Origin of the sequence: Halapricum salinum (genome assembly GCF_004799665.1) — an archaeon.
GTDB classification, from domain to species: domain Archaea; phylum Halobacteriota; class Halobacteria; order Halobacteriales; family Haloarculaceae; genus Halapricum; species Halapricum salinum.
This window is the reverse complement of record NZ_CP031310.1, coordinates 2158856-2177498: the sequence shown is the minus strand read 5'-3', so window position 1 is coordinate 2177498 and position 18643 is coordinate 2158856. Positions and strand designations below refer to the sequence as shown.

Here is an 18643-nt window from a genome sequence, read left to right as displayed (position 1 = left end):
TGTCGTAATCGCTCGTCAGGAGCGCCTCCGGGCCGACTCGGTATCGCCGGCGTCGAGTTCGCAGTACCGTCTGAGGAACGATTCGCGATCGGTTCGGCCGGCGTCGGCCGCGACGAGCGTCGCTTCGAGTCCGTCGCGAGGCTGGTGACAGCGATCACGGTCACAGGGCTTGCAGAGATACTCGAAGGTCTTGCCATCGCGATCCCAGCGGTCGCCGTATTTGTCGTACTCGCGAGCCTCCTCACGGTCGAGCGTCTGGCCACAGGCGAGACAGGTCACCTGCTGGTCGGTGTCGGCGCTCCACAACTCCGTGGGGGTCATCGGTCCACCTCGCCCATGATCGCGTCGAGACTCCCGAGCGTCGCCACGAGGTCGGCCACGGACTCTCCCTCCGCCATCTCCGGCAACACGGACAGATTCGAGAACGACGGCCCACGAATCTTGAATCGCGCAGGGGTGTCCGTTCCGTCCGCACGGATGTAGATCCCGAGTTCGCCCTTGGCACCCTCGACGGCCCGATAGCACTCACCAGTGGGTTTGAGCGTCCGCGGCACGTTGGCCTGGAGGGCGCGCTCGTCTGCCGGCCACGCTTCGAGCAGATCGACACACTGCTCGACGATCGCCGCCGACTCCTCGATCTCCCGAAGTCGGACGAGCACCCGCGAGAAGTTGTCACAGCCGTCTTCGGTGACGACGTTCCAGTCGAGTTCGTCGTAGTAGCCGTAGGGGTCGTCTCGCCGGAGGTCGTAGTCGATACCCGACCCGCGAGCAGCCGGCCCCGTGACCCCGTAGGCTCTGGCAACGTCGGGCGAGAGTTCGCCGGTGTCGACACAGCGGAGCTGGAAGACCTCGTTGCCCGTCAGCAGGGCGTGATACTCTTCGAGTTTTCGCGGGAGGTCGCTCGTGAACGCGCGCACCTTCTCGAAGAACTCCGCACGGGGTTCTGGAACGTCCCAGGCGACGCCGCCGACCCGGAAGTAGTTGAACATGAGCCGCTGGCCGGTCAGGTCCTCCAGGATGTCCTGAATTACCTCCCGATCCCGGTAGCCGTACATGAACGTGGCCGTGAACTCGCCGCTGACGTCCAGCCCGTACATCGCGGTGAACAGGAAGTGGCTGAGCATGCGCGACAACTCGGTGCACATCGTCCGAATGACCTGGGCGTACTCGGGAACCTCGACGTCGGCCAGGTCCTCGATGACGCGGGCGTAAGCCCACTCGTTGCACAGGCCCGCGCCGCCCCAGTCCCACCGATCGGGATAGGGCATGATCTGGTGGCGATAGGTACACTGCTGGCACATCTGCTCCTCACAGCGGTGGATGTACCCAATGTCCGGCTCGACGTCGGCCACCTGCTCGCCGTCCAGCGTCACCTCCAGATGGAGCACGCCGTGGGTCGACGGGTGATGTGGCCCGATGTTGAGGAACATCGTGTCCGTCCCACCCTCGCGGTGGTCGTCCTGAAGCGGGTTGGCGTGCTCACGCAGCGGCACGATCTGCGGCCGGTTCTGGTCGTAGTCCTCTCTGAGCGGATGGCCCTGCCAGGTCTCGGGCAAGAGAATTCGCCGCAGATCCGGATGGTCGGCGTACTCGATCCCGACCAGATCGTAGGCCTCCCGTTCGTGCCACTCGGCCGTCGGATAGACCGGCGCGGCCGACTCGCTTACGGGGTCGGTTTTCGCCGTCGGAACGACGACCGAGAACTCGCGCGTCCGGTCGTCGTAGCTGGTGAGGTGATACACCGTCTCGAAGCGGTCTGCGTACTCCTGAGCTGTCACGCAGGAGCAGTGATCGAACCCCAGCTCCGAGCGAAGCGTCGAAAGCACCTGCTGGACGCGATCGGCCCGGATCACGACCGCGGAGGCATTCTCGTGTGAGTCACGGCCGACGACGGCGCCGTCGTGGAGAGTCGTGACCGCTTTCGCCACGTCTTCGTCGACGGTCGACTGTCGCTGACGTTGCATCGTTCACGAGCAATGGTAGCCGACGGACAGCGGTAGGCGCGCTGCCTCACCAGCGCTGTTATTTAAGTGAGAGCGCGTGGAGACACAGCGGATTCGATCCGTGGCGACCGTGTCGACGCGAGCAGAGTGCGAACGTTCATCTATCGGTACGGATCCCACCAGTCTGTTGCTCGCGGTGAAACAGTCGTGCTGGATTTACCTGGATGATCGACCTACCGTCTCACATGATGCGGGACCCTCAGCGATACGAAATCAGCGCACTCGGACTTTCCGGGACCGAGTACACTGTCGAGCAGACGGGGACAGACAAGAACTTTCGACCGGAATACGAGGTCAGAGACGTCACGGGAGAGACGATCTTCCGCTGTACTCACGAGATGTACGAGGGCAACGATACGTTCCCCTTCGTCGATACCGACGGCACTGAACTGTTCACTGTCGAGGCCACTGGAAACTGGGACATCGCCGGGGACTACCTGCTCACAGACGGTCAGACGGGAGAGGATCTCGTCGTGCTCGACAACGACGTTTCGCTCCTGCAGGACACCTGGCGAATCCGCGACGCGGAGGACGAATCGATCCTGGCCACGATCAACTCGCGAGGCGCGCTCTACACGCTGGCGCGAAAGCTGTTGCCAGCGGGCCAGTGGATCGGCCATTCGTTCGAGATCGCTGATCCGGAAGGGTCCTCCGTCGGGACCGTCGAGAGCGGGTTCGCAGTGTTCGACCGATACGAGGTCACGATTCGCGATCGCAGTTCAGTCCCGGTCGGTCCGATCGTGGCGGCCACAGTTGTCATCGACGCGATTCAGGAGAACTGATCCCGTCCGAGTCCCCCTGGCGTTCGTCCCGTTCGTCCGGTTCTCTGCGATTGCGTTCGTGAGGAGGGTTATCGATGGGGGTCGTTCCACATCGACCGCACCCACTCGTGCGGTCGTCGCGGTACGTCGCGACAGCGATCACTGGCAACGCTTCGTGACAATTTACTCCCACGCGTCCCAGGGGAAGCCTATGCGGTATCTCACGGTGGTCGTCAAACCCGAGGGGGATGGCGCGTTTCATCCACTCGGGAGACAACTGACCGACGAGCAGGCTATCGAGCGGCGGGCCATCCATCACGTCGATCTGCTCGCTGACGATACTGTTCTGCTGCTCGCCGAAGCCAGTGGCAGCCAGGAGCGGTACAGACAGATCATGGCAGCGTCCCCACACGTTCGCAACTACTTGACCGCTGGCGAGGACCGCTGGATGGCCGTGAGCCACTTCGAGCCGACGGAGGAGGTTCGTCGGGCGCTGACACTCCAGCGTGAATCGTTACTGGTCGTCGACACGCCGATTCGCTTCACCGACGACGACGATCTCACGGTGACGTACATCGGGACCGACGAGACGTTCCAGGCGCTGTCGGGGTACGTCGAGGAGCTGGACTCGATGACAGTCGAGGTTCTCGAGATGGGCGAGTACGAGGCCGACGACTCGACGTTCGGCAGACTGCTCACCACTCGCCAGGAGGAAGTGCTCGAAGCGGCGGTCGAGTTGGGCTACTACAACGACCCTCGCCGGGCGTCACTCGAAGCCGTCGGCGAGGCCGTCGGGATCGCTCCCGGGACAGCCGGTGAACACCTCCGAAAAGTCGAACAGCGTGTGTTTCGCGAGATCGTACGCTGATCCGCCATCTGTCACGACTGCACTGCCGACGCCGCTAGTCGACGTAGCTGCTGACCTCCTCGGGGTCGGCAGTGCGGTAGCGCAACAGGCTGTACGCGAGCGCGATCGTGAGGACGATACCGGCGAGTCGGGTCTTGCTGACCGTCATACTCGTTCGGTGGGCCTGTACGGTATTCAACGACGAGGCAGTGTTGCAGATACAGCAACAGTCGCCGGCAGGCTCGCAGACGCGTCCGTCCGGAATTTCTTTATCGCGGGAACGAGGATGTCTGTACACGCACCGCCCCTCCACAGCGATGGTCGAACTCACCCGCCGTCGACTGCTCGAATTTGGAGTCGGAGCCGCGGGACTCTCACTCGCGGGCTGTCTGGGCGAGCCGAGATCGGACCCGAATACCGAGTGGTTCCCGGCAGACGCGACGCCGTTCCTGATGGCCTACCTCGATCTGACGGTCACGTCGCAAAACACCGGCGTCGACCCAGTCATCCCGCTGTTTCTGCCCTCAGACGGGGGATCAGATTCCACGGAGTACGTTCCGGACCTCCCCGGAGCCGAGGAACTCGATGACCCGCTCGTCCGAACCCCGCTCGCGGTCGGCGGGCAGGTGATCGCCGGCGGCGCACTGGCGATCGCAGCCAGCGGACTGGGTCGTCTGGTCGATCCCGACCGGCCGACCCAGGGCGTGACCGAACTCTACGTGACGAACGACACCACCATTGGCGTCGGCGACATCGACGTCGAAGCGGCCGACGAATCGCTGCGAGCCGGCACGGACGGAATCCTCGGCGAGATCAAGTTCACGCCGACAGACGACATCGGCGGGTACACGCTGTACGAGGCGGGCACCGAAGACGGCGAAATCCTCGGGCTCAGCTCCGACGCCGTCGTCATCGCCGACACAGAATCTACGGTCAGAACAGCGATCGAGACGCGACGCGGCGACCACGACAGACTCGCCGAGACCGACGAGACAGCGGGGTGGTTGTTCGACACCGCAGGCACGGGCAATCTCTCGGTCGGCTGGGTGGATTCGGTCGACCTCGCGGAACAGTTCTGGGGTGACCAGTCGATGAGTCAGTCGACGGAACTGCTCGCCGAGCACGACCACGTCCTCTCGACGCTCTCGTTCGCGCCCGAAGACGGCGAACTCACCGCGACGCTCGCGCTCGAAGACTCGTCTCTGGACGACGACCACACCGACCGGATCGAGAACCGGTTCGGCTCCGCAGCCGGCGACACGTCGCTGTCGATCGAGGAGAACCGACTGTCCCTCGAAGGGACCTACACCGACGACGTCCTCGACATCGGATTCGCCGAACCCGGCGCGCCCGAAGGGACGCCCGTCCCCTCCGGGGAGGACGTTCCCGAGAAAGTCACCGAGGCTGTCGAAGACGTGACGTTCGCGTTCGAACCCAGACTAGACGAGGGGCACGTCCGCGTCGAGTTTCACGGAACGGTCGCGGCCGATAGCGTGACGATCAGAGCCAGACCCTCCGGGGGCGAGATCTCGACGTCGACGCCGGAGAATATGAATTTCGTGAACGTGCAGGTCGCGTCGGACGACGAGGAAGTCGTCGTGATCGCTACCGTCGACGACGCCTCGGGCATCGTCGCGCGGACCGAACTGTGACCCGGCCGCTCCCCACTACCCGGTCGAGGGTGCGTGTTGCTCGACGCGAAACACGCGCTGCGGGTTGATATCTCGAGCGCGCCATCGCTCTCGTATGGACACCCTCCACCAGTCCGCCCTGGATCGTCTCGCCGACCGACCGATCGATCGCCGCCGTTTTCTCACCGCCGCAGGCGGAACGACCACCCTCCTGCTGGCCGGCTGTTCGGAGATTCTGGACTTTTTCGGCGAACTCGTCCTCGAAGACGTGAACGTGTTCAACACCACGAACCACCGAGTCACGGGATCGATCACAGTCACGAACCCCGCAAGCGAAACCGGGCTCGATACGACGTTCGACATCCCGCCGGAGAAAGACGCCGAGAGCGAGGACTCGGCGACCACCTACGGCGGCGTCTTCACTGGAGGCGGCACGTACACCGTGTCGGTCACGCTCGACGAGGGTCCCGGGACCGACGCTGCGATCACTGCCGAACGAACCGTCGAGGTGACCGACCCGTCCGAGCAGCACATCGTCGTCGCGATCGGCGTCGAAGACGGTAGCGGCGGCGTGTTCGTCACCGTCATCGACGAGTTCTCCGATCTCGAAAACGTGACGACCACGCGTACTAACGGCTAACCCGTACGGATGAGCATGGAGAGTCGCGCCTCGCGGGCAGCCCCGAGTCGCAGTGTTTCTCCGCCAGCAACGCGGGCACAACACTAAACCCGAATCCGTCACAGGGTTCTGTATGGCCGCCGCTCGCGCGTGTTCGCGAGCGATCGAATAACCGGAACCGACCACCAATGACAGACGATCACCGACCGGCGATCCCGTTCGATTCATACCCTGACCCGGCGCTCGCCTACACCCTCGAAGACGACGCCGCAGTCGTCACGGACGTCAACGAGGCGTTCGAAGCGGCCGTCGACGCACCGCTACCCGAGTCGATCTCGGGTCTCTTCGAGCGCTTCGACCGCGTCGAATCGACCGGCGAGCGCGACGCCCGAGCAGCCATCGTTCGTGGTGACTCGGTCGGGATCGCCCTCGACGGGCCACCCGGTTCGTACGCCGTGCGACACGTTCGGTCGGACGATGACTCGGGAACGCTCGTCTTCACGTCGCTGGCGGAGACGCCACCCATCGAGCCGGTCGGGATCGACCACGTCGCCAGTATCGTCAGCCACGACCTCCGCAACCCACTCGACGTCGCCAAAGCGCATCGCCGAGCAGCCGCAGAGACCGGCGATAGCGAGCACTTCGAGGCGATGGCCGACGCGCACGACCGGATGGAAGCCATCATCAGTGACGTGCTGACGCTGGCCCGTGGCGAGGCAGTGATCGATCCCGCGAGGGGTGTCTCGATAGAGCGTGCGGCCGAAGACGCCTGGCAGTCCGTCGACACAGAAGGGGCGTCGCTGACCGTCGCGAGCGGACTCGCCGAGACGACGGCCGACCCAGACCGGCTCCGTCGGCTCTTCGAGAACCTGTTTCGGAATGCAGTCGAGCACGGTTCTCCGAGCGCAGGAGACGCCGACCCAGCAGACGACACGGTCGCAGTCGTCGTCGAGGCGCTCGAAGACGGGTTCGCAGTCGCCGACGACGGCCCGGGCATCCCGCGCGAGGAACGCGACGCCGTCTTCGAGGCCGGATACACCACCCACGACCGCGGGACTGGACTGGGGTTGGCGATCGTCGAGCGGATCGTCGAGGCCCACGGCTGGGATATCAGGCTTACCGACGCCGAGCGCGGCGGCGCTCGCTTCGAGATCCGTTTCGACCACCAGACCGATACCTGAACACCGAGAGGCACAGACATGGACGATCGACTCCAGGCGGCTCCGTTCGGCGTGCTCGCAGTGTCGAGCGACGGCGCTCTCACCGAGTGCAACGACGTCGCCCGGGAGTTGCTCGACGTCGACAGCGATCCGACGGGAATTGCCGTCGCCGAGGTCGTCCCCCACTCCGTCGAGGACTCGCTGCTGTCGGCACTCGAAGGGTCGAGCGTCTCCGAGACGTCTTTTGAGGAGTACTATCCACCGATCGAACGGTGGCTCGACGTGTCGGTCGTCCCTGCCGAGACGGGGGCGACAGTGTACTTGCGGGACGTCACCGCTCGTCGACGGGCCGAGAAAACCGTCGCGGAACTCAGGGCGGAGCGTCGTCGAACTGCCATCGTCGACGAGACGCGGTCGGCGGTCCTGCGGGAGCTCGTCGCCTCCTCGTCACGAGCGGAGATCGAGGAGACCCTCGCTCGCGAACTCGGCGAGCGCGATCTCTGGACGTTCGCCTGGGTCGGCGAACGGAGACTCGACGTGGACGGGCTCGCCGTCCGGTCGGTCGCGGGCAGGACTGGCGAAACCTTCGAGGCCATCCGCGAGGCCATCGACGGACCGGCGACGACGCCCGAAGAGCGTGCCATCGAACAGGCGAGCGTCCAGGTCGCACAGCCGATCGCCGAAGATTCGGCCGTACCCGAACGTGTCCGATTGGCAGCGTTCGGCGACGGTGTCCAGTCGATGCTGGCGATCCCGCTGTCGTACGGCTCGACCGCCGACGGCGTCGTCGGTGTCTACGCCGGCCGGACCGACGCCTTCTCCGAACGCGAGCGGGCGAGTTTCGAGACGCTCGGCGAGGTCGCCGGCTTCGCCGTCACGGCCGCCAGAAACCGGAATCTCCTCCTCTCGGACACCGTCACGGAAGTGACCTTCGGCGTCGGCCCGGATTCGCCACTTCGAGACGTAGCCGCGACCCTAGAGACGACGCTCGCGCTCGGCGGGCTCGTCCCCCACGAGAACGACGCAATCCTGTGTTACCTGACGCCCGAGGAAGCGGGTCTCGACGCCGTCGCAGACGCAGCGGCCGACAGCCCCGAGGTAGTCCACGTGAGAAAAATCGACGAAAGCGGAGCTGTCGAGGTCGAAATTCGAGGTTCGACGCCCTTGCTCGCCGTCAGCTCGCTCGGCGGGACTGTCAGGCGAGCGACCTACGAGCCGGACGGCGGCCAGCTCGTCGTCGACCTCCCGCCCGAGAGCGACGTGCGACGGATCGTCTCGACCGTGACGAGCGAGTTCGACGTCGACGTCCGCGCCAAACACGACCGCGAGCGGTCGGTGACGACCGCCCGGGAGTTCCGCGACGAACTCGCCGACCGTCTCACCGACCGCCAGGAGACCGTCCTCCACACCGCGTATCTCGCCGACTACTTCGAGTCGCCGCGGGGCAGTTCGGCAGAGGAAGTGGCAGCGTCGCTGGACATCACCGGCTCGACGCTGCTGTATCACCTCCGGGCCGGCCAGCGAAAACTGCTAGAGACGTTCTTTCGGGAGTGAAACGCCCCTATCGGCCCGACTCACTGCGATCGGGGATCGTCAGAATCACTTCGCTCCCGCCCTCGTCGGGCGTCCGTACCGCGAGGTCGCCGCCGAGACGCGTCACCGCCCACGAGACGAACCAGAGGCCGACGCCCGACCCGTGTCGAAGCGGGTTTTCCTCGCCATCGAGCAGGACGCGCCGTTCGCGCGCTGGGATGCCCGGCCCGTCGTCACGGACGGCGATCCGGGCCCCCTCGTCACGTCTCTCTATGTCGATCGCCACGGTCGGGCTCGGCGAGCTATGCTCGACGGCGTTCGCGACCACTTCCCTGAGCGCCGTCCGGAGGATTTCTCGATCCGTCCGGAGCGGCCGTTTCCGACCCGTGACTGTGATCGTCGACTCGACTGCCTCGTTGTCGGTCCCGGTGAGAACCTCGGCGGCGAGCACTTCGAGGTCGACGAGTTCGCATTCCAGCGAGTTGCGCGCCATGACTTGCTCGGCGCGCGCGACGGTCTCGCCGATCTCGACGAGATCGGTCGCGATCGCGTCGATCCGGTCGGTAACAGTGTCTGGATCGTCGGTGACGCCGTCGGAGAGCGCTTCGGCGAACCCGCGGATCGCGTCGAGATCGTTGCGGAGATTGTGTCGCAGGACGCGTTCGAGCACTTCCAGCCGCTGGCGTCTGGTCTGGCGGTCGGTCACGTCTCGAAACCGATAGGACCGGCCGATCGTCTCGCCCCGGCGGTCGGTCAGCACCGATCGACCGACGTCGAACTCACGAGTGCCGCCGGGCGTCGCTATCGTCACCGTCTCGTCGGTGAGGTCGTCGAGATCGTGGCCGACGACTGCGGACGCCGCCCGTCCGGCGTCCGAACCGAGCGCGATCCCGAACGTCCGTTCGGCGGCCGCGTTCGCGTCGACCAGCCGCCCCTCACGATCGGTGACGACGACCGCCTCGCGCATCGTCTCCAGGACGGATTGTCGCGCCAGCGGTCCGGTCGCTGGCGCGTCCTCGAACAGCGCTGCGCCGACCGTCGAGGTCGCGAATCCGAATGCGGCCGTCGCGAGGACAGCCGACAGCGTCGGGGGAATCGTCTCGGCGGCCAGCGTGTCGAGCGTGCTGACGGTGAACAGCAACAGCGTCAGGCAGATCCCGCCCAGTGAGAGTCCGAGTGCCTGGCCGCCCGAGAGCCCGGTGTCGATCCGCCAGGCACGGACGACCAGAAACACGCCGAACAGCCCGACACCGAGCAACAGCGTCTGTAAGGCGGCGATCACGACCTGGACGAATCCGCCGGCCGTCTCCCCGGCCGTCGAACTCCACAGCAGTCCGAGTCCCAGCACGGCGACGTATCCCACTGCGAGCAGGGCACTTCGACGAGTGAGCGCCGGCCCGCGACTGGTGTAGGCGAAGACGAATCCGGCCCACAGGGGGACGGCGACGAGCCAGCCACCGAGTGCGAGAGCGAGCGCCAGTCGAATCGGCAGAAGCCCCAGTCGGGCGGTAACGGCTCCCGCGGCGACGACCGCGAGGACGAGCCACAGCCCACTCGCGACGAGCGCGCCCGGCCGATCCCGTTCACGCAGTCCGACGACCGCCAGCAGACACACCGTCCCGACGGTCGCGAGATCGATCGCGAGCAGTGTGACACTCATCCAGCGTCACCACCCGGCGACGGCGTCTCGCCGGCGGGCCGCTGGAAGCGAAGCCGGACTCTCGGTGGCGTCGAATCCGCCTCGACGTCGAGGTCCCACGGCGTGTTCGCTGCGGCACGCTCGGCGATCCGGAGGGCGTGAGACTCGAGAGCGTCCGTTCCCGTGGGGTCGAACGGCGCGATCGAAATCGTGATCGCATCCGCGTCGTCTGCCACCCGTATCGTCGGTTCGTCCGGCCCGGCAGCCAGCGTTTCGAGCGTCGCTCGTGCCAGAGTCGTGTCTGCCACAATCTGGCCTGGCTGGTCGGCCGTCTCGGCTAGCAGGTCCGCCTCTTCGGGAACCGACAGCGAGTCCAGGAGGGCGTCGAGATCGGTCGACGAGCGCCGCCCGGGGCCATCAGCAGCCGGATCGAGCGTCGAGAGCGCGCGTTCGATCTCCCGCACGCTGGCGACCAGCGTGGCCGTCTCTGTCGCCGCCTCGCGCACGCGGTCGCCGCCGTCTTCTGGATCGAGTTCGTCGGCAGCGATCGCCGTGGTCACGTCGGTGACGCTCCGCAGCTGCTCGCTCGTCACCCCCGAGAGGGCACGCGTGAGCACGCCGAGACGCTGGGCCTGGCGTCGCTGCTCGGTCACGTCACGACAGACGAGCAGCCGTCCCAGGACGCGACCCCGACGGTCGGGGATCGTCTCGGTGCTGACCGACACCGTCCGACCGGAGTCGAGTCGCACGTCGCTGGGGGATTCGCCCGTCGTCGAGACCTCCGCGAGGGCTGGCGCGACCGCCGCGAGGCGCTCGCCGATCGCTGTCGACCGGTCGACGTCGAACAGCGACTCTGCACGGGGATTCAGATCACGAAGTCGCCCGTCGTCGCCGACGACGACGACGCCGTCGGTCATCTCCTCGATGACGCGGTCGCGGCCGACGACCGAGACGACGGGCAGCGTCTCGAAGAGCCGATATCGGGACACCAGTCCGGCAAAGAGCGCGCTCGCGACGGCGATCAGAAGCGGCGTCGCCACGGGGCGTCGTACGGTCGTCGCTACGAACGGTAGCAGGAGTATGCAGCCGACTGCCACGACCTGAAGGAGGGTCTGAGACGCCGAGAAGGCCTTGTGCTGGAAGGTCGCGTCGACCACGAGAAAGACGCCGACGAGCGCCAGCGCCTCGGCGAGGACGACCGCAGCGCCGAGCACCAGATTCGGCGTCGCCGTCTCGAACCCGACGACGGATCCCGACACTGTCAGGACGGCGTGCGGGACGAGCAACGGGACGACCACGACCGCGACGGCGACAGCCGCGATCGAGGACGCCCGATCGTCCCGGCCGGTGTACTGGAGCGCGAATACGAACCACGCCACACTCGCGAGCGCGGCTACGTCGACCGCCACGAGCAGCCAGAGACCACCGCTCGTCGCAGAGTTGGCAGCGAGTCCGAACGCCGCTCGGAACGGCGCGAGTTCGACCAGCAGGAGGTGTGCGACCGCGCCAGCGACCAGGACGGCAGCAACGGCCAGCAGCGGTCGTGCCGTCGGCTGTCGGCGAGAGCGGAGAACGGCCGACAGAAACGCCGCACTCGCGACTACCGCTGTGACGCTGCCGAACAGTCCGGCCATCGACGTCGCGGAACTCATCGGCGAACCCTGGAACCGAATCCTGACAGTCTATTCCGTGCCATGCGTCGATATCGACTGGCTATGCGGGACTCGAACCGCGGGCCCCTAAACGGTGGCCCCCACGGGCGGCGTCCAGTGTGGGCAGACACGGCGTCAGAGCAATACCGTCTCTCACGATCGGCCACCGTCACGGACACGCGTCTCGATGCCGTCGCCGTCGAGCGAGATCGAGAACGACGTGCTGACAGCCTCGAACTGTTCTCTGTGGTGGCCGTCGCGACAGAGCGTGATCTCACTGCGGACGAGGCCGACGTCACGGAGATCGTTGAGGCGACGGTAAGCAGTCGTGCGAGAGATGTCGGCCGCCTCGGCGACGGCACGACCACTTCGGGGTTGTTCGGCGACGACTTCGAACACCTGCCGCGTGTACTCGTCGCCGAACAGATCGAGAAACTCGCTGGCAGACAGGTCTGTCGCGTCGTCTCGTTCGACTGCGCGCTTCGACGTGGAGGGGTGGGCAGACATACTAGTGTGATCACCCCCTTCCGTACTGGAACGAATGGCTAGCTATCCAGACGATTGGGTGCACGACACTCTAGCTATGCAGACATCGAGGCAGCGGCGAGAGCGGTGGCCCGCGCTGGGGCGCTACGGGAGCTATTATGTAGCGCCAGCACCGACACACGGATACTCGCCGTCCAGTCATGTCTGCTGTCGATCCACACGAGGCTCTTCGCGTGCTCGTCGTCGACGACGAGCGCGAGGTCGCAGACGCCTATGCACTTCGTCTGAGAGGGTTCTGTGACGTCGAGACGGCCTACAGCGGTCAGGAGGCACTGGCGACGATCGACGACGAAGAGATCGACATCGTCCTCCTGGATCGGCACATGCCCGGGCTGTCGGGCGACGAGGTCCTCGCCGAACTCACAGACCGGGAGTACGACGGTCGCGTCGTCATGGTGACTGCGGTCGACCCGGACTTCGACGTGCTCGAACTCCCGTTCGACGACTACCTCTGCAAGCCGGTCGAACGCGAAGATCTGCGTACAGTGATCGACCAGCAGCGCCAGATCCTCGCCTACGAGGTGCTCGGTGCGTACTTCAGCGCCGAGTCGAAACGGGCCGTCGTCGACGCCCAGACCAGCGAGCACCACCGGGAGGATCACGACGGCTATGCGGCGGTCGTCGAGCGAGCGGATCGGCTTCGTAATCGCGCCCGCCGACTCCTCAGAGACGAAACCGTCCTCGACCGCTTCGAAGGGATCGGCCGTGAAGAATCACCGCGCTGATGAGCCGGTCTCTCCGTCTACCTCGACTCTCTCGACACCAAGCGTCTCGTCGACGATGACAGTCGCCGTCCCCTCGTCGGTCGCGATCTCGATGGTCGCGTGAGTCGACTCCTCGGCTTCCCGGCCGGTCACCGTCGGCAAGACTTCCTCCGTGGCCTGCGTCCCGCTGTCGAGCGGGATCCCGAGCTCGAACAGCGCCCGCATGACGCGAGGTTCGAACTGCAGGGCACTCACGATATCGACCGTGGCGTGCCACGAGCAGGTCCCGCAGTCGAGTTCGACCGTGGGCGTCGCCGAGCCGTCCAGCCGGGACGGGGGAATCGTTCGCTCGACAACGCCGGCACAGGCCGGGCACTGGCCCGTTCGCGCCAGCCCGACGTGGTGCATCAGCCGGTCGTACAGCGCCTCGTAGACGTCCTCGGCGTCCTGCGTGAGCAGTCCGTTCTTGGGAAAGCGATAGGTGAGTCCCCAGAACTGCTCGCACGATTCACACTCGATGGTGAGATACTCCTGCTCGTATCCCCACGTCAGGTCGGCCCCACAGGCGGGGCACGGGGTGTCGATATCGACGTCGACCGCGACGGACTCGGTCGGCCGGTTCGCGACGACGGCCTGATACAGCGCGACCGCGCTCGCCGTCGGGACGTAGCCGTCCTCGACTTGTTCGACGTAGACCCCGCGAAGCTTCTCCAGGTGGTAGTTGAACTTCCCGCTGTCTCGCAAGCCGACGCTAGCCATCAGCTCGGAGTACGACCGCGTTCGGTCGGCTCGGACGTCGTCCCTCGAGTCCGGGTCGACGGGGTCGTAGGAATCGAAAAAGGCCCGCAAGATGTCCAGGCGAACCTGGTGGCCGAGCAGCGCGAACGCCGCGTTCGAGACGACCTGCTCGTCGTCAGAGGTACTGGGATCGCCCTCGTCGGCCATATCCATCGTTTCTCGGGCACGACATTGAATCTCCCGACTGGTGTGCTAGAACTTCTTGTGAATTCGAGTTCGCAGAATACCTAACTATCGCTCGGCCGTGTCATCGACTATGACTGAAACCGCCACCGAATCGGACCCCGCTGCCGAATCGGATCCCCCACCGGTTCACTCGCGGGTGCTGGATCGACTCACGTCGATCAGCCCGTTTTCGCTCGCCCTGCTCGGCCCGCTGGGTTTCGTTGGAGACCAGTTCCCATCGCTGGAGATATTCAAACTGTTTTACCTGTTCGGCCTGTTCGCGTTCTGGCCGTTCGCCGCGATGCTGGTGAGCGCCGTACGAGACGCGTTCAGCGACGAGGAGCAGACTGACGAGGCCGACGAGACTGATCCGCGCGACTGGCTCGTGATGGACGACGGCTTGCGACCGACGCTCGCCTTCCTCGGGAGTCTGATCCCGACGTTTCTCAACCCGCTCGTGCTCCGCCAGGACGTGATGCAACTGCTGGGAAGCGTCGTCGCCATCGTCCGCCACCGCGGATCGCTCCCCAGTCCGGAGACGTACGCCCAGTCGGCGTCCTACCGACTGCCCGTCGAAGGGGACTGGGCCGTCGTCAACGGCAGCCCGATCAAGGACTATTCGCACTCCTGGTTCCCCGCGACCCAGCGCTACGCCTACGACTTCGTGATCACCGACGAGGAAGGCCGGACTCGACCTGAAGACGCGGACACGTCCATCGAGAACTACTACTGTTACGACGCGCCCGTGGTCGCGCCCGCGGACGGCACCGTCGTCGCAGTGGGCGACGGCGACCCCGAGTTTCCCCGTGGCGGCGGCTTCTCCCACCCGCTCAAGCGCTCGGTCGTCGGCAACTCCGTGACGATCCGCCACGCCGAGTCGGAGTACAGCACGCTCGTCCACCTCGTCCCCGGCAGTATCGCGGTCGAACCCGGCGACCGCGTCGAGCGGGGCGAACAGATCGGGCGCTGTGGCCACTCGGGCAACTCCGCGGAGCCACACCTGCACTTTCAGATGCAGGACCACCCTGCGTTCGAACTCGCTGCCGGGCTCCCGATCGCCTTCGACGACATCGAGGTCGAGACGCCGGGTACCGACGTCACGAAGACCGCCGACTGGACGGCTCCCGACACCGAGGAGGAGCGACAGTACGTCCACGTCGGCCAGCGCGTCAGCCAGGCCGACCAGCTGGACCAGACAGCCACGGAGACGGAGCCAGACGATACCGTCGACAACCGATCCTGGACGGTCGGCCGGCTGCTCGGTGGGGTTGCCTCAGGGGTAGCCGTGGGCGGCATCCTGACAGTGTTCGCGGGAATCTTCCTCTCGACGCTGTCGACGATCGCAGTCGTCCTCGGAGGTGCGATGGGGCTGGCCGTCGCCTCGCGTCTGTTCGAGTCCGTTACTGCCGGTCGATCGCTCGGTCGTGACGCGGTTCCGTTCCCTGCTGGCCTCGCGATCGCGGCGGGACTCGTCGGTGGACTCGACGTCGTGGCCGGAGTTCCCGAGGCGAGTACTGTCCCTCTCGGGATCGGGCTGTTCGGGCTCGGGTTCCTGGCGTACATCGTCTCGTGGAGGGTCTGATCAGTCGACTTCGGATGGCGCTCCCCACCACCGTGGACGTATCATACGGACCGCTGTAGCGATGTACCGTGACGAGCACAGTCGTGCGGTCAATGCGAAACAGACGTACAGCAGTCCGTATCAGGCGATACTGTGATATTACTTATCATAATCTCGGTGGAAACATCAGGCGTCGTCCTCGACCATTGGCGTAGGGCGGTCCTCGATCACGGACTCAGTCCAGGTTCCACGAAGGAACCAGAGCGTCGCCGCGACCATCGAGAGCACGTTCGAGAGCGCGATAGCGAACCAGACGCCGGTCGCGCCGAGTCCGACCCACTCCATGAATACGTAGGCGGGCGGAAGACGGAACACCCACAGCGAGAGGATTGCGAAGACCATCGCGACCCTCGTAGATCCGCTGCCGCGGAAGGCCCCCTGGACGACTTGGAAGACGCCGATGAACAGGAACGTCGGACCGATGATCCGGAGGTAGTCGGCGCCGATCGAGATAACGTCTTCTGCACCCGGTATAAACACGGCTGTGATGGGTTCAGCGAAGGCGTAGGCGACGACGCCAATGACCGCGAGAACGGTGGCGACGATACCCGCACTGTAGCCGACAGCACGCTTGGCCCGTCCCGATTGGTCGGAGCCGAGGTTCTGCCCGACGACAGTCTCGGTACCCCGGGCTAGCCCCATTGCCGGGAGGAACACCAAGGAGTTGATCCGGTTGCCGATACCGAGTGCCGCGACGGCGTCGTCCCCGGCGAACGCGACAAGTGCGGTGAGGACGACGATACCCAGTGCTCGTGTGGACTGTTCGATCGACGATGGGGCCCCAATTGAGACGATCCGACGAACCATCGTGGGATCGGGCCGTAGGTCAGACAGCGAGATGTGGATCCCAATCCGCCCGGAGAACAGCCATACCAGACCTAGCACTGCACCCAGCCCCCGTGAGAGGACTGTCGCAATCGCGGCTCCCTGGACACCGTAGCCCTCGAATCCGGTAACCGCATATAACCACGCCTGGAGGCCGTCGAGACCCAGTCCGCTCAATAGCACGTTCTCCTGGAATCCGAGGATCAAGAACGGGTCGAGGACGACGTTCAGTGCGACACCGAGTGCCATCAGGTACAGCGGCGTTCGCGTATCACCCCAACCGCGGAGCAGCGCCTGGAAGACGAAAAACCCGAACATGAAGACGACCCCGACAAAGATCGTTTGGGTATATGCGACAGAGAGTCGGTACTCTGCGGTACCGGGCGTCGCACCGATGAGATTGACCAGCCAAGGAGTCAAGGCGTATCCCAGCACAGAGAAGACAGCGGCTACGAGGCCGACGAAGGCGATAGTCTGGCCCGCGGCGTAGTCGACACGGTCCTCTTTGCCCGCGCCCTTGTTCTGTGCTACGAGGACAGTCCCGGCGACTGTGAATCCACCTGCGACCGAGATCATCAGGAAGACCAGCGGCCAGGAGTACGACAACGCCGAGACCGCCTCCTGTCCGAGTCGGCCCACCCAGAACGTATCCGCGAGGTTGTAGCCGACCTGCAACAACTGTGAGAGCACGATCGGCAGCGAGAGGACGACCAGTGGTTTCAGGAGGTCGCCATCGGTCACGTCGACCGACCGATCAGTCTCACTCACGCGTTTCCTCCTCGGATCGCTCGATGCTCACCAACGAGTATCCGGATGAGTTCGAGATCGTCTGCAACCGGGTACAGGATACCAGACACCGATACGTCACTCCTCTGCCGTCTCCGTCTGCCGGTCGAGTCGGCTAGTACACCACGGACAGAAGTCCAGTTCGGGATCGAGATCCTCCCCACAGACGGGACACTCTCCAGGAGAGTGAGACGACCACGAATCTCTCTGCAATCCGTTGTTGCCGCGATCTCGTACAGCGATCCAGAAGGCGTCGAGGACACTCAGAGTGAACACAAACAGTGCTGGCAGCAGCGCTACCACCGATGCCGGTGGCGGGTCAGGTATCGAGAGTGCTACCACCGACAGTGATAGAGCGACCCAACCGAATGCTCGTTTGTGCCGCCCCAAATAGAGATGTCCCAACCCAGTCAGCACTGCTGCCAGGAGTACAGCGATCACTGGGCGCCGGTTCGAGTGTTGACGTCCCATAGTTGTACTGAACATTCAGTCAGTATTAATCCTTCGCACAACATTCGAAAGAGGGGGATGGAGTCGGGAGCCAGAGGAGGAGCGCCAAAATCCCGATTGCCTCTGACATCTATGCTGGTTACTACCAGCATTACTGACTAACCATTCAGTCACCTTAATTCCATCGCTGACTGAAAACGAGCTATGCAAATTTCACCAGTTGCGATTCGAGGTGGGACACGACAATCTCACGTGTGGAGTTGACGACCCCTGGATCGTCGAGTGGAATCCCTCGCTCCATCGCCCCGTAAGTGAGGGAGTAGACGAATTCTGCTTTCTCTCTCGAATTGACGGATCTGAATTCACCGTTTTCGATACCGCGCTCGATAACATCGACCAACGTCGAGAGGATCAGTTCGTCGGAACGAGCGAACTGCTCGCGGTACGCGTCGTGGTACGGTGCCTGCGCCCGCAACTCCAGCACCGCTCGCCGGAATCGCATCTGTTCGCCGTCGATGTCTTCAGGAAGCAACCGATCAACGATCGAGAGGAGTTCCTCGTGAGCGGTCTCCGCCTCGATCGACTCGAGATCAGTTTCTAGTTGATCAAGAATGTAGTGGAGAAAGTCTTCGAGTAGCTCTTCTTTGTCATCGTAGTGATAATAGAGGAGCGATTTGCTCTTCTCGAATTCAGCGGCGATCTTCGAGATACTCGTATCGGAATACCCGTGTTGACACAACGCTCGATAGGTCGCCTCCATCATCGCGACTTTCGTGTCGCCTTCCCCGTCTGAATCGCTCATTTCCTGACTGAAGATTCAGCGCCGACGGTCAAAAGCGTTGGCTCTACGCGTAGTGACGGTCTTTCAAGTCGCTGGAACGAGCGAAACACCTATACTGACTG

General features: G+C 64.6%; 17 protein-coding genes. 8 read left to right on the top strand and 9 right to left on the bottom strand.

What is annotated here, in order from left to right; all coding sequences use genetic code 11:
- Positions 1-15 precede the first annotated feature (15 nt).
- Both DV733_RS10870 and DV733_RS10865 read right to left on the bottom strand, forming a co-directional pair.
- A complete protein-coding gene (locus tag DV733_RS10870) occupies positions 16-321 on the bottom strand; it encodes a DUF7562 family protein (RefSeq protein WP_049994673.1) in 306 nt (101 codons plus the stop codon).
- Positions 318-1964 carry an NADH-quinone oxidoreductase subunit D gene (locus tag DV733_RS10865; RefSeq protein ID WP_049994674.1) on the bottom strand — a complete coding sequence of 549 codons (1647 nt, stop codon included), beginning with the start codon at positions 1962-1964 and terminating at the stop codon, positions 318-320. The genes DV733_RS10870 and DV733_RS10865 overlap by 4 nt, the downstream gene beginning before the upstream one ends.
- 227 nt (positions 1965-2191) lie before the next feature.
- Here DV733_RS10865 and DV733_RS10860 point away from each other — a divergent pair, with 227 nt between their 5' ends.
- The 6 genes from DV733_RS10860 (at position 2192) to DV733_RS10835 (ending at position 8575) form a co-directional block, all read left to right on the top strand.
- Positions 2192-2785, top strand: a complete 594-nt coding sequence (locus tag DV733_RS10860) for an LURP-one-related/scramblase family protein (RefSeq protein WP_049995334.1) — start codon at positions 2192-2194, stop codon at positions 2783-2785.
- Positions 2786-2975: 190 nt separating this feature from the next.
- Positions 2976-3632: a helix-turn-helix domain-containing protein gene (locus DV733_RS10855; protein ID WP_049994675.1), complete on the top strand. Its 657-nt coding sequence runs from the start codon at positions 2976-2978 to the stop codon at positions 3630-3632.
- 296 nt (positions 3633-3928) lie between these two features.
- Positions 3929-5263 carry a hypothetical protein gene (locus DV733_RS10850; RefSeq protein WP_049994676.1) on the top strand — a complete coding sequence of 445 codons (1335 nt, stop codon included), beginning with the start codon at positions 3929-3931 and terminating at the stop codon, positions 5261-5263.
- A 94-nt stretch (positions 5264-5357) separates the two neighbouring features.
- Positions 5358-5882: a hypothetical protein gene (locus tag DV733_RS10845; RefSeq protein ID WP_049994677.1), complete on the top strand. Its 525-nt coding sequence runs from the start codon at positions 5358-5360 to the stop codon at positions 5880-5882.
- A gap of 167 nt (positions 5883-6049) precedes the next feature.
- Positions 6050-7042, top strand: a complete 993-nt coding sequence (locus DV733_RS10840) for a sensor histidine kinase (RefSeq protein WP_049994678.1) — start codon at positions 6050-6052, stop codon at positions 7040-7042.
- An 18-nt stretch (positions 7043-7060) separates the two neighbouring features.
- A complete protein-coding gene (locus DV733_RS10835) occupies positions 7061-8575 on the top strand; it encodes a bacterio-opsin activator domain-containing protein (RefSeq protein ID WP_049994679.1) in 1515 nt (504 codons plus the stop codon).
- A 7-nt stretch (positions 8576-8582) separates the two neighbouring features.
- Here DV733_RS10835 and DV733_RS10830 read toward each other — a convergent pair whose 3' ends face one another.
- From DV733_RS10830 to DV733_RS10820, 3 genes are all read right to left on the bottom strand, one after another.
- Positions 8583-10214: an ATP-binding protein gene (locus tag DV733_RS10830; RefSeq protein WP_049994680.1), complete on the bottom strand. Its 1632-nt coding sequence runs from the start codon at positions 10212-10214 to the stop codon at positions 8583-8585.
- Complete coding sequence (locus tag DV733_RS10825; RefSeq protein ID WP_049994681.1) at positions 10211-11845, bottom strand: PAS domain-containing protein; 1635 nt, start codon at positions 11843-11845, stop codon at positions 10211-10213. The genes DV733_RS10830 and DV733_RS10825 overlap by 4 nt, the downstream gene beginning before the upstream one ends.
- 153 nt (positions 11846-11998) lie before the next feature.
- A complete protein-coding gene (locus DV733_RS10820; protein WP_049994682.1) occupies positions 11999-12352 on the bottom strand; it encodes a winged helix-turn-helix domain-containing protein in 354 nt (117 codons plus the stop codon).
- 179 nt (positions 12353-12531) lie between these two features.
- Here DV733_RS10820 and DV733_RS10815 point away from each other — a divergent pair, with 179 nt between their 5' ends.
- Positions 12532-13116: a response regulator transcription factor gene (locus tag DV733_RS10815; protein WP_049994683.1), complete on the top strand. Its 585-nt coding sequence runs from the start codon at positions 12532-12534 to the stop codon at positions 13114-13116.
- Here DV733_RS10815 and DV733_RS10810 read toward each other — a convergent pair.
- On the bottom strand, positions 13105-14040 hold the full coding sequence (locus DV733_RS10810) for a DUF7351 domain-containing protein (protein ID WP_049994684.1): 936 nt from the start codon (positions 14038-14040) through the stop codon (positions 13105-13107). The genes DV733_RS10815 and DV733_RS10810 overlap by 12 nt on opposite strands.
- Before the next feature lie 109 nt (positions 14041-14149).
- Here DV733_RS10810 and DV733_RS10805 point away from each other — a divergent pair, with 109 nt between their 5' ends.
- Positions 14150-15640 carry a M23 family metallopeptidase gene (locus DV733_RS10805; protein ID WP_049994685.1) on the top strand — a complete coding sequence of 497 codons (1491 nt, stop codon included), beginning with the start codon at positions 14150-14152 and terminating at the stop codon, positions 15638-15640.
- Between the two features lie 165 nt (positions 15641-15805).
- On the opposite strand, the gene DV733_RS10800 is transcribed toward DV733_RS10805, so the two are convergent.
- The 3 genes from DV733_RS10800 to DV733_RS10790 form a co-directional block, all read right to left on the bottom strand.
- Positions 15806-17272 carry an MATE family efflux transporter gene (locus DV733_RS10800; protein WP_049994686.1) on the bottom strand — a complete coding sequence of 489 codons (1467 nt, stop codon included), beginning with the start codon at positions 17270-17272 and terminating at the stop codon, positions 15806-15808.
- A gap of 96 nt (positions 17273-17368) precedes the next feature.
- Positions 17369-17761, bottom strand: coding sequence for a zinc ribbon domain-containing protein (locus tag DV733_RS17925; protein ID WP_079979554.1), 393 nt, complete (start codon positions 17759-17761; stop codon positions 17369-17371).
- 181 nt (positions 17762-17942) lie between these two features.
- Complete coding sequence (locus DV733_RS10790) at positions 17943-18542, bottom strand: TetR/AcrR family transcriptional regulator (protein WP_049994688.1); 600 nt, start codon at positions 18540-18542, stop codon at positions 17943-17945.
- Positions 18543-18643 lie beyond the last annotated feature (101 nt).